The sequence below is a fragment of the Acinetobacter sp. YH12094 genome (assembly GCF_013419295.1).
Lineage (GTDB): Bacteria > Pseudomonadota > Gammaproteobacteria > Pseudomonadales > Moraxellaceae > Acinetobacter > Acinetobacter amyesii.
In genome coordinates this window covers 171,453-184,970 of record NZ_VPAK01000006.1, presented here as the reverse complement: position 1 = coordinate 184,970, position 13,518 = coordinate 171,453, and the positions used below count along the sequence as shown (strand labels likewise).

Here is a 13,518-nt window from a genome sequence, read left to right as displayed (position 1 = left end):
CCTTCCCGAACTCAGAAGTGAAACCTCTTAGCGCTGATGGTAGTGTGGGGTTACCCATGTGAGAGTAAGTCATCGCCAGCTCATTATTCGAAACACCCCCTGATATGTCAGGGGGTGTTTTTTTATGTGTGGAGAAAAGGGGAAAAGAAGATAAGCAGAAGCATAAAACAGGGAGATGATAAAAATATTGATAGATTGTGGCTTGAATTATTTAAACATGGATGATTATTAGACAATAAACGCATTTAAAAATCATCAATTGAAGGAATTCTCAGCTTAAAAATGTCGGAAAACCTGAATGTAAGTCAGCTAAAACAACAGTTTAAATGCCTAATTATCGACTTAAGTGATGGCTGATGCCTTATGATTTAGAAATCTACGACCTAGATCGTAGAGTCTGGTTTTTTTCTATAAAATTTGAGTTTTATTCTGACAATTTTCATATCAAATAATCTATCGTCTGATTGTGATTTAGCTTCTAGTAACACATTGAAAATTAATCATTATAAAAACTAGACCCACAGTCCATCGACTTTTTTATGTATAAATATTTCAAAAATATCCGAGTTTTTATGACATTTTATTCCCAAACAACATGGATATATCTGAAAGGTATGGGTCTATACCTTTGTAATTTTGGACAATTTACAGTCAAAAACGGCATTGTAGCGAAAAATAAAACTCACAATTGGAGGTGAGGTTCAATGTCTACAAGCACAATGAATGTGAATAGCGTTGTCGATAACGCTAAGTTCACAAAATCGCATTTCAGCATCATGATGTGGTGTCTAATTCTTATTTTATTTGATGGTTACGACTTAGCGATCAATGGTGTTGCGCTGCCTTTATTGATGAAAGATTGGGGATTAACAGCTGTTCAGGCAGGTATGCTAGCGAGTACAGCACTTGCAGGGATGATGTTTGGTGCCATGATGTTTGGTACTTTGGCTGATAGGATTGGCCGTAAAAAAGTTATCATGATTTGTGTATTTTTATTCAGTACATTCACATTTTTAGGCGGTTTTGCATCAAATCCAACGGAATTTGGCGCGTTACGTTTTATTGCTGGACTTGGCATTGGTGGGGTATTACCGAACCTTGTGGCATTGACATCTGAATATGCACCTAAGCATCTACGCAGTACTTTAGTGACCACCATGTTCAGTGGTTATGCAATGGGTGGCATCATGGCGGCTCTCTTTGGTTCATGGTTTACTGCGGATTATGGTTGGCAAATCATGTTCTTCATTGCGGGTATTCCACTGTTACTGTTGCCATTTGCTTGGAAATTTTTACCTGAATCGCTCACATTTTTGGTGAAGGTGAATCGTCATGATGAAGCACGTCGTATGATTCAAACCATTGCACCTGAACAAACCGTGACTGCAAATACTCAACTGGAACTGACTGAAGTTGCGGTTCCGGGTGGAACGTCTGTTAAAGCGTTGTATAAGCAAGGTCGTGGCGTAAGTACGATGTTGTTTTGGCTGTGTTTCTTTATGTGTCTATTAACCCTTTATGCATTAGGCAGTTGGTTACCAAAACTAATGATGGCCGCAGGTTATTCATTAGGTAGCAGTTTGACGTTCCTATTGGCGATGAATATTGGTGCGGTGATTGGTACGATTGGCGGCGGTATTTTAGCTGACAAATTCCATTTAAAACCGGTGATCATTACATTATGTCTCGCAGGTGCTGTGGCACTATCGTTACTCGGCTTTAATTCACCACAGCCTGTGATCTATCTTTTGGTTGCAGTCGCAGGTGCATCGGCAATTGGTTCGCAAATCTTGCTGTATAGCTATGTTGCACAGTACTATCCGTTGTCTGTACGTTCGACAGGTATTGGTTGGGCTTCTGCAGTTGGTCGTACAGGTGCGATTGTTGGCCCTATTCTGATCGGCTATTTATTATCACAAGAATTGCCACATCAAATTAACTTTATGGCCGTAGGAATTCCAGTAGTCATCGCAGCGATTGCAGTGTTCTTTATTCGCAAAGCTCAAACGGATGAAGAAGTTGCTGCTTTAGAAAATGTGAATAAGGCTTCAGTGAAAACACAACGTTCATATAGCTAAATCATAGATTTAAAAAGCCCGTCATTTGATGGGCTTTTTTCATGTTGTATTCACATTTTTTATTATTAATTTAGTTTGGAAGAATTTATTAATATTATGATAAATAATGAGATTTTTTATTTTAAATAACTTTTCTAATTTAATGTCATTGTTATATAGAGACTCGATCATCATTTTTTCAGTGCAAGCATAGATCTGAAAATAGGGATGGTATTCAGGGCAATTAGGTAGCTGAGTTTGAGGCTTGTGGTTCATTTTGTTACTTAAATATAGTGAACTCTGTGTTCAGTCAGCGCATGATAGAGGGCATAGATTTATTCACATTTATCAATAATGTCTCAAGATCATGGAAATATCGTCATGTCCAAAGCCGTACAAGATATAAAAGACTATCCGCTCTATGTTGCAGGTAAAGCAGCGACTACCGATCAGTGGTTAGAAGTGGATCAAAAATATACCCAAGACGTATATGCACGCGTTGCACTCGCAGATGCTGCAACCATTGAAAAAGCCATTGATTCAGCGGTTAAATCTAGCGCTGCAATGGCGGCATTGGAACCTTTTCAAAAACAAAAAATCTTACTGCACTGTGTTAAACGTTTTAATGAAATGCGTGCAGAATTGACTGAAATTTTAATTGCGGAAGGTGGAAAACCGCGTAAAGCCGCAGCTGCTGAAGTTGAACGTTTAATTAATACCTTTCAAATTGCTGCCGATGCTGTCACACAGATGGATGATGGTCGCATGATCCCATTGGCGGTTACCGCAGCGGCATCTGGCTATCAAGGCATGGTCAAACATGTGCCAATTGGTCCTGTATCGTTGATCAGCCCGTTTAATTTTCCGATCAATCTGACTGCGCATAAAATTGCACCTGCCATTGCTGCAGGCTGTCCATTTGTTTTGAAGCCTGCAAGTTTGACGCCTATTTCAGCTTTAAAAATTGCGGAAGTTTTAGCAGAAACAGATTTACCTAAAGGTGCCTTTTCGGTTTTACCTTGTCCACGTGAACATGCAGATGTCTTGGTCACTGACGACCGATTTAAACTGCTCAGCTTTACCGGTTCCGATGTTGTCGGCTGGGATATGAAAGCGCGTGCGGGGCGTAAAAAAGTGACTTTGGAACTCGGTGGCAACGCTGCTGTATTGGTTGAGCCTGATACTGAAATTTCAGCGGCATTTATTGAACGCTTAGTCGGTGGGGCGTATAACCATGCAGGGCAGGTGTGTATCAGCGTACAACGCATCTTGGTGCATGCTGATATCTATGCCGATGTAAAGAAAAAACTCGTGGCCAGAATGAAGCAGCTTAAAGCGGCTGATCCACAGTTGGAAAGCACCATGGTCGGTCCCATGATTAAGGAAGCGGAAGCAACACGCGTGCATAAATGGGTCGATAAAGCAGTCAAAAAAGGAGCTAAAGCTTTGGTTCGTGGTGAACATCAGGGTGCTTTGCTCGATCCAATTTTATTGGAAAGTGTCGATGAATCACTGGAAGTGTATAAAGATGAAATCTTTGGTCCTGTAGCGATTTTAGAGAAATACAAAAATTTTGAAAAAGGCATCGCCAAAATTAATAGCAGCCGTTTTGGCTTACAGGCGGGCGTCTATACGCAAAATTTGAATAAAATGCTGTATGCGTGGAATCACTTAGAGGTCGGTGGAGTGATTATTAATGACATTCCATCTTTCCGTGTCGATAACATGCCATATGGTGGCGTAAAAGATTCTGGCTTAGGCCGTGAAGGGATTCAGTCTGCCATTCGAGATATGCAAGAAGAACGCGTATTGGCGATAAAATTGTAGCCATTTAAACATGGGCTTGGTTCAGCATGGATCTGTTCGAAGCCCAGTTTTTGAATCATTTCAAAAAATCTAAAGTGAATAAGAAAAATGAAACGAATTTTATTATTGGTCAGTTTGATGACCGTGATTATGGCTGTCTTTGCCTTTAACGCCACTCAAATGGTGACGGATGCACGCAGTCAAATTGGGAAAACCTTATATTATGATCCTGCGTATACTGCACTGCGTTATCCAATGGGAGATGTCCCTTTAATCAAGGGTGTTTGTACCGACGTGGTAATTCGTGCATTACGACAGCAAGGGATTGATTTACAACAAGCCATTCATGAAGATATGAAAGCCAATTTTAAGCAGTATCCACAAAAATGGGGCTTAAAAGGAACCGATAAAAATATTGATCATCGACGTGTTCCCAATATTCAAACTTGGATGCAACGTCAGGGCTATGTTGTCAAAGATAAGCAGTATTTGGCAGGAGATATTGTCACTTGGGACTTAGGGCGTGGTTTAGTGCATATTGGCGTGGTTTCAGATCGTAAAGTGAAAGCTAGCGATGTTCCGCTCATCATCCATAATATTGGAGAGGGCACACAGGAAGAAGATCTTTTGCATGCCTATAAAGTTACCGGACATTATCGAGTGAAATAACTTTAAAAATTTAATAGGAAATAAAACATTCCTAAAAGTTATATTATTGATAACTTAAATTGTATGAAAAATAAGCTGATTAAATGAACATTTAAACTTAAACATATTATAAAAATGGAATATTTGCCGTAGAAATTACAGAAAAACTTAAAAAAAGTGAGTATTGTTAATTCATACAAAGGGAAAGTTATTTGTGGTGTTTTTAACCAAAATGCGCATGTGATTTTTCTGTTTGCAATTTGGTATAGACGCTCATAAGGTATCTCACCAGATCAAACACCCAGAATTTTTATTTTTATGGTTCTTTTTTTGCTCGCGATATAATCATAACAAGCAGCAGTTAAAGATGCCTGAGGTTTAGGTGTTCTATGTCAGATAATCGTGAAAGCTGGTCTGCGCGATCAGGCTTTATTTTAGCGGCGATTGGATCAGCCGTGGGTTTGGGGAATATTTGGCGTTTCCCTTATGTTGCTTATGAAAATGGTGGTGGTGCATTTTTAGTACCGTATTTGATTGCAATTTTTGCAGCGGGTTTGCCTTTATTATTCTTAGATTATGCAGTGGGGCATAAATTCCGAAAAGCACCGCCTACTGCATATAAAAAACTTATGAACAGTGAGGCATTAGGCTGGTGGCAAGTGATGGTGACACTCATCATCGGGATCTACTATGCCAGCGTATTGTCATGGGCCGGTAGTTACATGTATTACGCCATTGGACAACAATGGGGCTCAGATACGGAAAGCTTTTTCTTTAAAACCTATCTACAAAATGGTGATGGCTTAACATTTGGTTTTGTTCCGACTTTATTTGTTGGTTTAGTCATTGTTTGGGCTGTGGTGATGTTCATTCTCTATGGCGGTGTACGTCGTGGTGTAGAACTTGCCAATAAAATTTTTATGCCGTTATTGATCGTGTTATTTAGCATTTTAGTCATTCAAGCATTGCGTCTACCGGGTGCGGCAGAAGGCTTAAATGCATTCTTTACGCCAAACTGGGAAGCGATGACCGACTATAAAGTATGGTTAGCAGCCTTTGGTCATATCTTCTTCTCGTTATCGATTGGTTTCGGGATCATGTTGACCTATGCGTCTTACTTAAAAGCAAAAACCAACTTAACCGGTTCAGGTGTAGTCGTTGCATTAGCCAACTCATCATTTGAAATCTTAGCGGGTATTGGCGTCTTTGCAGCACTTGGTTTCATGGCACAAAGTTCAGGTGTACCTGTAAAAGAAGTAGTATCTGGTGGTATTGGTTTAGCCTTTATTGCCTTCCCGAAAATCATTTCGAGTATGGGGGCAGGCGGTGATTTGTTTGGCTTCTTGTTCTTTGCTTCGTTGGTGGTTGCAGGGATTACCTCTATGGTGAGTATCTTGCAAGTGCCAATTGCAGCGTTTCAAGACAAATTGGGTTGGTCAAAAAATAAAGCTGTGAGCATTATTGGTGGCGGTTCAGCAATCGTATCTACACTTTTATTCTCTACACAAAGTGCCATTACTTTTGTTGATATCATTGACTACTTTGCCAATAACATTGGGATCGTGGGTGGTGGTTTACTCTCTATTATTTTGGTGTCGTGGTTCCATCGTCCATTGATGAAACAATTACAAGAGCATGCAAATCAATACTCAAGTATCAAGTTGGGTCAAGGTTGGAATTTCTTATTGACCGTGATCACCCCAATTTCATTATTGGTTGCACTTGTATTGACGATTAAGGCTGTCGCAACTGAAGGTTATGGCGGTTATCCTGCAACGACACTTTGGTTGGTGGGTGGTTCGGTATTGGCCTTCTTTGTATTGGGTTCTGTTCTATTAAGCTTGTGTAAAGACAAAGGTCCAGAGGAGAATTAATATGAATACATCTGCAATGATCATGATGATTTTATCAATTGTTTTGCTATGGGGTGGTTTACTTTTAGCGACGATTCATTTGGTGAAAAATCCTGACGAAGCTGAAGATTAAATTTAGAATGACGAAAAAAATGCCCGATGAAATCATCGGGCATTTTTTATGATTGTTTACATCTAAAAAGGTGTTTATTGATTTAGGCCGTTTTTACTATACGGCAATAATAGAAGCCATCGCCATAACCCACTTTCGGGAAAAGTTGACGACCATGGATTTGTTCAACACCCCAATCCGCTTCAATTTTAATTTCTTGGGCATCGGCATGATTGGCAAAGAACTCAACCATTTGCTGTTCATTTTCAGCTTTTAAAATCGAGCATGTGATATAAAGCAGCGTGCCGCCGACTTTAAGCTGCTTCCACATGTTTTCCAAAATTTGTTTTTGTAACACTACAGTTTTTGCAATGTCGCCCGATTGACGTAGTAAACGTATATCAGGATGACGACGCATTACACCGACAGCAGTACATGGGGCATCGAGCACGATACAATCAGCAAGTTCAGGAGCAGTATAGGTGATGGCATCGGCAGTCTGAATTTCAACATGTTTACCATCGAGATCCAAACGATCAAGGTTTTCAACCACACGTTTTAGACGCTTTTCATCTTGATCCAGTGCAATGAGTTTCTTCGGTTGGAAAGTCTCTAAAATATGTGCGGTTTTACCACCCGGCGCAGCACAAGCATCAATCACAAATTTACCATCGAGATTTGGTAATAGTGTTGCACACAGTTGAGCATGTTCATCTTGTACCGAAAAACCACCTGCTTCAAAGCCCGGTAAACTTGGAATATGTAGGCTTTCGTCCATCACAATACCGACATTAGAGAGTTCACAGCGATGTGCATCGATGCCTTCATCTTCCAAAATATCAAGGTATTCGTCACGGCTGACTTGGCGTGTATTAACACGTAAAGTCAGTGGTGCAATTTGCTTAAGCTCATAGCTGAGCTCGTCAAATTGTTCGCCCCAGTCTTTTTTCAGGCGTTTGGTTAACCAACTTGGTAGATTTGTGGCTTGTTCAAGCACGTCGTAGAACTGTTCTGTTTCACGTGTTGCACGGCGCAAAATTGCGTTGATTAAGCCACTTAGACTTCCCATACCCAATTGTTTTGCAGCTTCCACCGTTTCAGAAATTGCAGCGTGAGCCGCGACACGGGTACACAATAATTGGTACAAACCAAGGTATAAACAGGTTTCAACCACTTGGTTATCTACTGGTTTAGACAGTAATGGTAAAGTCAGTTGTTTCAATGCGTACCATTGACGTAAACAACCGAGCACCAATTCGTGGAATAACGCACGGTCTTTATCAGACACAATATTCATTTGCTGCGCGAGGACAGATTGCAGCGATTGACCATTTTGGACAGCCAATAACGTCTTCACTACCTGAGCACGTAAATTAAGGTCTCGGGTCGAGGCGTTGGGAGATTGCTTCATTATAAAATTTGTCCAATAGTCAATTTTTGGGTTTGTAAAATTTGTACAGGGTTGAGTGGTTTAGCACCTGGCCATTGTAAAGAGGTCAAAATAATCACGCTGCCATTGGCACAGGCAACGTGTATGCCTTTTTTATCGATAGCGATGATTTCACCTGCTTGAGCATTCGGTGCTGAATCAGCAGAAAGTTCAGAATGCCAAACGCGTAAATTATTTTGCTCATCCAACTGAATGAATGCTACCGGCCACGGATTAAAGGCGCGAATGTTACGATCGATTTGTACAGCATCGATGGACCAATCAATTTTTGCTTCAGCTTTTGAAAGCTTATGTGCATAAACTGTTAATGCTTCGTCTTGGACTTCACGGCTGTCTAAATATTGCTGCAATGTTTGTTCAGTGTCTAAAACGGCAGCAATTGCAGTTGCACCTTGCTCTGCAAGTTTGTCATGCAAAGTTGCAGAGGTATCCGTTGCTTCAATCGGGCAGATGGTTTTATACATCATGTCGCCTGTATCGAGTCCGGCTGCCATTTTCATAATGGTGACACCTGTTTCAATATCACCTGTTGCGATGGCACGTTGAATCGGTGCTGCACCACGCCAACGTGGCAGCAATGAGCCATGAATATTCAGGCAGCCATATTTCGGGGTATCTAGCACCACTTGCGGCAAGATCAAACCATAGGCTGCAACCACCATAACATCGGCATTTAAGGCCTTTAATTCCGCTTGTGCGGCTAAACCTTCTTCAGTCGATGATTTGAAATGAAGGGGTTGGTAAACAGGAATATGGTGCTCTAAAGCCAATTGCTTTACGGCAGAAGCTGTGAGTTTTTGTCCACGTCCAGCTTTGCGGTCAGGTTGAGTGTATACCGCAACAATTTCATGTTGTGTGTTGAGCAAAGCAGCTAGTGCTGTTGCGGCAAATTCTGGCGTACCGGCAAAGATGATTTTCAAAATGAATGAACCGAATCTGTGTTGAATATGTGGATTATAGCAAATGATTAATGCGTAATTTAGAACATTAGAAATTGATTTTTGCAACTTTGAAGCTGTCCAAGCTCAATGATTTCATAACCCAAAATCGCAAATTTGCAATTTTTAAATAAATTATATTTATATAAAATTTAAAAATTATTCATGAAATTTTTGTATTGTGCAGCCTTTGATGGCGGTATAGTAGATTTCAGTTAAAAGATTTTTGTCGTCAAATCACTCGGTTTTATTTATAGACCCATCTGCCCAAATCTCAGCTTAAAAAGCCATCTTTAAAAACAATGGCTTGGTGTATGATAGGTTTAAAATTCGACTGATTTTACATCATTGTCAGTATGATTTAGCCAGAGTGAATCTGCAGGGTTCATTTCAAGCTCAAACTTTGTTGGAAATATAAAATGCCTGACTATCGTTCAAAAACATCGACACACGGAAGAAATATGGCGGGTGCGCGCGGCTTATGGCGTGCAACTGGTATGAAAGATGAAGACTTTGGTAAACCAATTATTGCCGTCGTGAACTCATTTACTCAATTTGTACCGGGTCACGTTCATCTTAAAGACCTTGGTCAACTCGTGGCGCGTCAAATTGAGCAAGCAGGCGGTGTAGCCAAAGAGTTCAATACCATTGCGGTTGATGACGGTATTGCGATGGGTCATGACGGTATGCTGTATTCATTGCCTTCACGTGACTTGATTGCAGACTCTGTTGAATACATGGTGAGCGCACACTGTGCCGATGCCATGGTATGTATTTCCAACTGTGACAAAATTACTCCAGGGATGTTGATGGCGGCAATGCGTTTGAACATTCCAGTGGTATTTGTCTCTGGTGGTCCAATGGAAGCGGGTAAAGTTAAAATCCGTGGTAACGACAAAGCCATCGACTTAATTGATGCCATGATTGTGGCTGCAGATGACAACTATACCGATGAAGAAGTAGCAGAATACGAACGCTCTGCATGCCCAACTTGTGGTTCATGCTCAGGTATGTTCACCGCAAACTCAATGAACTGCTTAACAGAAGCATTGGGCCTGTCTTTACCGGGTAATGGTTCTACGCTTGCAACCCATGCCAACCGTAAAAAATTATTTGAAAAAGCTGGTCAATTGATCGTAGAAATTACCAAACGTCACTACGAACAAGATGATTACAGCGTATTGCCACGTGAAATGGTGACCAAAGCCTCGTATGAAAATGCAATGACTTTAGACATCGCGATGGGTGGTTCAACCAATACCGTTCTACACTTGTTGGCTGCAGCCAATGAAGCTGGCGTTGATTTCACGATGGACGACATTGACCGTTTATCTCGTAAAGTGCCTGTACTCTGTAAAGTTGCACCTGCGAAAAACGACGTACATATGGAAGATGTACACCGTGCTGGCGGTATCATGTCCATTCTCGGTGAATTAGACCGTGCAGGCTTGCTCGATACTTCGGTTGGTACCGTTCATGAAGCTTCACTAAAAGATGCTTTAGATAAATGGGACATTATCCGTACTGAAAATGAAGACGTTTACCAATTCTTCCGTTCAGCGCCGGGCGGTGTACCAACGCAAACTGCATTCTCACAAGATCGATATTACCAACGACTAGATGGTGACCGTGAAAATGGCGTGATCCGTAATGCTGAACATGCGTTCTCGAAAGACGGTGGCTTAGCTGTGCTTTACGGCAACATTGCGCTCGATGGTTGTATCGTAAAAACTGCGGGTGTAGATGATTCAATCTTGAAATTCAACGGTACTGCACGTGTGTTTGAAAGCCAAGATTCAGCAGTAGAGGCGATCTTGGGTAATGAAATCAAAGCCGGTGATGTGGTTGTGATTCGCTATGAAGGCCCACGTGGTGGTCCGGGTATGCAAGAAATGTTGTACCCAACCAGCTACTTAAAATCGAAAGGTCTAGGCAAAGAATGTGCGTTATTGACTGACGGTCGTTTCTCTGGCGGTTCATCAGGCCTTTCTATTGGTCACGTGTCTCCAGAAGCAGCAGAAGGCGGTGCAATTGGTTTGGTGGAAGATGGCGATTTAATCGAAATTGATATTCCAAACCGTACCATCAACCTTGCTGTTGATGAAGCAACCATGGCCGCTCGCCGTGCAGCGCAAGAAGCCAAAGGTTGGCATCCAGTTGAAGAGCGTCCACGCAAAATTTCGAAAGCATTGAAAGCGTATGCAATGCATACCACGAGTGCGGCGAAAGGCGCAGTACGTGAAATCTAAGCTTTAGATGTTTAATTAAAAAGCACTCCACATGGGGTGCTTTTTTAATTTACATCTACATAACTTGCATTGGATACGAGGAAATGTCATCCGCAACTGTCTGAGGCAAACGGTAATTTAAAAGTGAATGTTTCTGCGATCATTTTTTTAGTTGCAAACAGTTGCCGAGTTTTGCGGATGACAAATGGTTTTGGTTACTTTTGCCGAAACAAAAGTAACATACGAGCTCCGAAAATTTGCTTTGATAGAGATAAGACTCCGTTATAACCAGCTTTTTAATGAAATAATGAGCAATTATTATTTATTTTAAAACTCTTGATCTGATTGAAAATAGAACCAAAGATCACAGCCTTGGATAGTAGCTGTAAAATATATGGCTTTTTGTAGGCATTCCCTTACTTTTTAAAGGAGAGGGCTAGGGAGAGGATTCAAGTGAAAATCCTCCCTTTATTCAAATCTTCTCATACGCTTTATATAGCTTTGCCATGTGATTGAAAAGTGTTGAATACACTAAAAACTTTTTTTGAGATCTAATTTCTTTTACATGCTGAGCGCTTTCTATACAATAAATTTAAAAGAATCCGCCAAGGCTGAAGCCAAAATCAGCCATCGCCAAGGAAGAACAATGAGTAAAAATAATATTCGCGAACATTCCGCTCCTGTTTATGAAGGTATCGAAAATGCGCCTGCACGTTCCATGATGCGTGCAACAGGTTTCCAAGATGCAGACTTTAAGCGCCCATTTATAGGTATTGCCTCGACTTGGGCCAATGTCACGCCGTGTAATATGCATATTGATGGATTGGCGCGTGAAGCTGAAAACGGGGTCAATGCTGCAGGTGGAAAAGGTATTATTTTCAATACCATTACTATTTCTGACGGCATTTCCAACGGTACAGAAGGCATGAAATATTCTCTGCTGTCGCGGGAAATCATTGCCGACTCTATAGAAGCTGTGGTGGGCTGTCAGGCCTATGATGGGGTGATTGCTATAGGCGGCTGCGACAAGAACATGCCGGGCTGCATTATGGGCTTGGCACGTTTAAATCGTCCGGGCCTATTTATTTATGGCGGCACCATTAAACCCGGAGCAGGTCATACCGACATGATCTCGGTATTTGAGGCGGTAGGCCAGCATGCCAAAGGCGAGATTAATGAAATTCAAGTGAAGCAGATTGAAGAAGTCGCGCTGCCGGGGCCGGGTTCGTGCGGCGGTATGTATACGGCCAATTCGATGGCTTCAGCGATTGAAGCCTTAGGCATGAGCTTGCCAGGTTCATCGGCGCAGGAAGCAGTTTCAGCAGATAAAATTGAAGATTGCCAACGCGCAGGTGAAGCCGTGATGAACCTGCTGCGTCTCGATATTAAGCCGCGCGACATTATGACCAAAGCCGCTTTTGAAAACTCGATTAAAGTGCTGATTGCTTTAGGCGGGTCAACCAATGGCGTACTGCATTTGATTGCTATGGCGCATACCGCAGGCGTGGAACTGTCTTTGGATGATTTTGTGCGTATTGGCAAAGATATTCCTGTGGTGGCCGATGTGCGCCCATCGGGTCAATATTTAATGTCGGAACTGATTGCCATTGGCGGCATTCAGCCGCTCATGAAACGCATGCTGGATGCCGGCATGCTCGACGGTTCTTGCCTCACCGTTACGGGCAAAACTTTGGCGGAAAACTTAGCCGATGTAGAGGATTATCCTGAAGGACAGCAAATTATTTTGCCGTTTGATGCGCCAATTAAAAAGGATTCACATTTGGTGGTACTCAAAGGAAATTTGTCGCCGACGGGTGCAGTGGCTAAAATTACCGGTAAAGAAGGGCTGTATTTTGAGGGGCCTGCGCGGGTATTTGAGGGTGAGCAGGGTGCCATGCGCGGTATTTTAGATGGCGAAGTACAAGAAGGTGAAGTGGTGGTGATCCGCGGTGTTGGGCCGAAAGGCGGGCCGGGTATGCCGGAAATGTTAAAACCGACTTCAGCGATTATTGGTAAAGGTCTAGGCCAATCTGTTGCACTGTTGACTGATGGGCGTTTCTCGGGCGGCAGCCATGGTTTTGTGATTGGGCATGTGACACCAGAAGCCTATGAAGGAGGTCCAATTGGCTTGGTTAAAAACGGCGATAAAATTTCAATTAACGCTGAAACCCGTGAAATGACTTGGCATGTGGCTGAGGATGAAATTGCTGCACGTCGCGCGGCCTGGGTCAAACCGAAACCAAACTATACCCACGGCGCTTTGGCTAAATTTGCCAAGTTGACCTCTGGTGCGGAAAAAGGTGCGGTGACTGACCTAAATCTAGACGTCTAATCCATTGTTAAACATTGAACATTCAGCCCTGACTTGATATAAGTTTTGCACAAGGCTTATATCTCATTTAAAACAGCTTCATAATAGAAGTTGA

At 42.0% G+C, this 13,518-nt stretch carries 9 protein-coding genes; 7 read left to right on the top strand and 2 right to left on the bottom strand.

The features are described 5' to 3' along the window. The first annotated feature begins 704 nt into the window (after nucleotides 1-704). The 5 genes from FTU34_RS07055 to FTU34_RS07035 all read left to right on the top strand — a co-directional run bounded on the left by FTU34_RS07055 (nucleotide 705) and on the right by FTU34_RS07035 (nucleotide 6,497). Nucleotides 705-2,078 (top strand): MFS transporter, encoded by a 1,374-nt coding sequence (locus FTU34_RS07055; RefSeq protein ID WP_180035039.1) that lies wholly within the window; start codon nucleotides 705-707, stop codon nucleotides 2,076-2,078. A 360-nt stretch (nucleotides 2,079-2,438) separates the two neighbouring features. After that, on the top strand, nucleotides 2,439-3,884 hold the full coding sequence (locus FTU34_RS07050) for an aldehyde dehydrogenase family protein (protein WP_180035040.1): 1,446 nt from the start codon (nucleotides 2,439-2,441) through the stop codon (nucleotides 3,882-3,884). A gap of 117 nt (nucleotides 3,885-4,001) precedes the next feature. Further along, nucleotides 4,002-4,532: a DUF1287 domain-containing protein gene (locus tag FTU34_RS07045; RefSeq protein ID WP_373686484.1), complete on the top strand. Its 531-nt coding sequence runs from the start codon at nucleotides 4,002-4,004 to the stop codon at nucleotides 4,530-4,532. Nucleotides 4,533-4,900: 368 nt separating this feature from the next. Beyond that, a complete protein-coding gene (locus tag FTU34_RS07040) occupies nucleotides 4,901-6,385 on the top strand; it encodes a sodium-dependent transporter (protein ID WP_180035042.1) in 1,485 nt (494 codons plus the stop codon). Between the two features lies 1 nt (nucleotide 6,386). After that, nucleotides 6,387-6,497, top strand: coding sequence for a methionine/alanine import family NSS transporter small subunit (locus tag FTU34_RS07035; protein ID WP_180005359.1), 111 nt, complete (start codon nucleotides 6,387-6,389; stop codon nucleotides 6,495-6,497). Nucleotides 6,498-6,579: 82 nt separating this feature from the next. Here the strand turns inward: FTU34_RS07035 and rsmB are convergent, their stop codons facing one another. Beyond that, complete coding sequence (rsmB, locus tag FTU34_RS07030) at nucleotides 6,580-7,887, bottom strand: 16S rRNA (cytosine(967)-C(5))-methyltransferase RsmB (RefSeq protein WP_180035043.1); 1,308 nt, start codon at nucleotides 7,885-7,887, stop codon at nucleotides 6,580-6,582. Further along, nucleotides 7,887-8,846, bottom strand: a complete 960-nt coding sequence (gene fmt, locus FTU34_RS07025) for a methionyl-tRNA formyltransferase (protein ID WP_180035044.1) — start codon at nucleotides 8,844-8,846, stop codon at nucleotides 7,887-7,889. The genes rsmB and fmt overlap by 1 nt, the downstream gene beginning before the upstream one ends. A 437-nt stretch (nucleotides 8,847-9,283) precedes the next feature. Between fmt and ilvD (FTU34_RS07020) the strand changes: the two genes are divergently transcribed. After that, entirely contained in the window at nucleotides 9,284-11,113 is a 1,830-nt protein-coding gene (gene ilvD / locus FTU34_RS07020; RefSeq protein ID WP_180009588.1) for a dihydroxy-acid dehydratase, read from the top strand. A 625-nt stretch (nucleotides 11,114-11,738) separates the two neighbouring features. Continuing rightward, nucleotides 11,739-13,424 (top strand): dihydroxy-acid dehydratase, encoded by a 1,686-nt coding sequence (gene ilvD / locus FTU34_RS07015; protein WP_180035045.1) that lies wholly within the window; start codon nucleotides 11,739-11,741, stop codon nucleotides 13,422-13,424. Nucleotides 13,425-13,518 lie beyond the last annotated feature (94 nt).

Bases quoted from the DNA above. Each gene is read 5' to 3' on its own strand.
- FTU34_RS07055 (WP_180035039.1), top strand. From the start codon at position 705: ATGTCTACAAGCACAATGAATGTGAATAGCGTTGTCGATAACGCTAAG.
- FTU34_RS07050 (WP_180035040.1), top strand. From the start codon at position 2,439: ATGTCCAAAGCCGTACAAGATATAAAAGACTATCCGCTCTATGTTGCA.
- FTU34_RS07045 (WP_373686484.1), top strand. From the start codon at position 4,002: ATGACCGTGATTATGGCTGTCTTTGCCTTTAACGCCACTCAAATGGTG.
- FTU34_RS07040 (WP_180035042.1), top strand. From the start codon at position 4,901: ATGTCAGATAATCGTGAAAGCTGGTCTGCGCGATCAGGCTTTATTTTA.
- FTU34_RS07035 (WP_180005359.1), top strand. From the start codon at position 6,387: ATGAATACATCTGCAATGATCATGATGATTTTATCAATTGTTTTGCTA.
- rsmB (WP_180035043.1), bottom strand. From the start codon at position 7,887: ATGAAGCAATCTCCCAACGCCTCGACCCGAGACCTTAATTTACGTGCT.
- ilvD (WP_180009588.1), top strand. From the start codon at position 9,284: ATGCCTGACTATCGTTCAAAAACATCGACACACGGAAGAAATATGGCG.
- ilvD (WP_180035045.1), top strand. From the start codon at position 11,739: ATGAGTAAAAATAATATTCGCGAACATTCCGCTCCTGTTTATGAAGGT.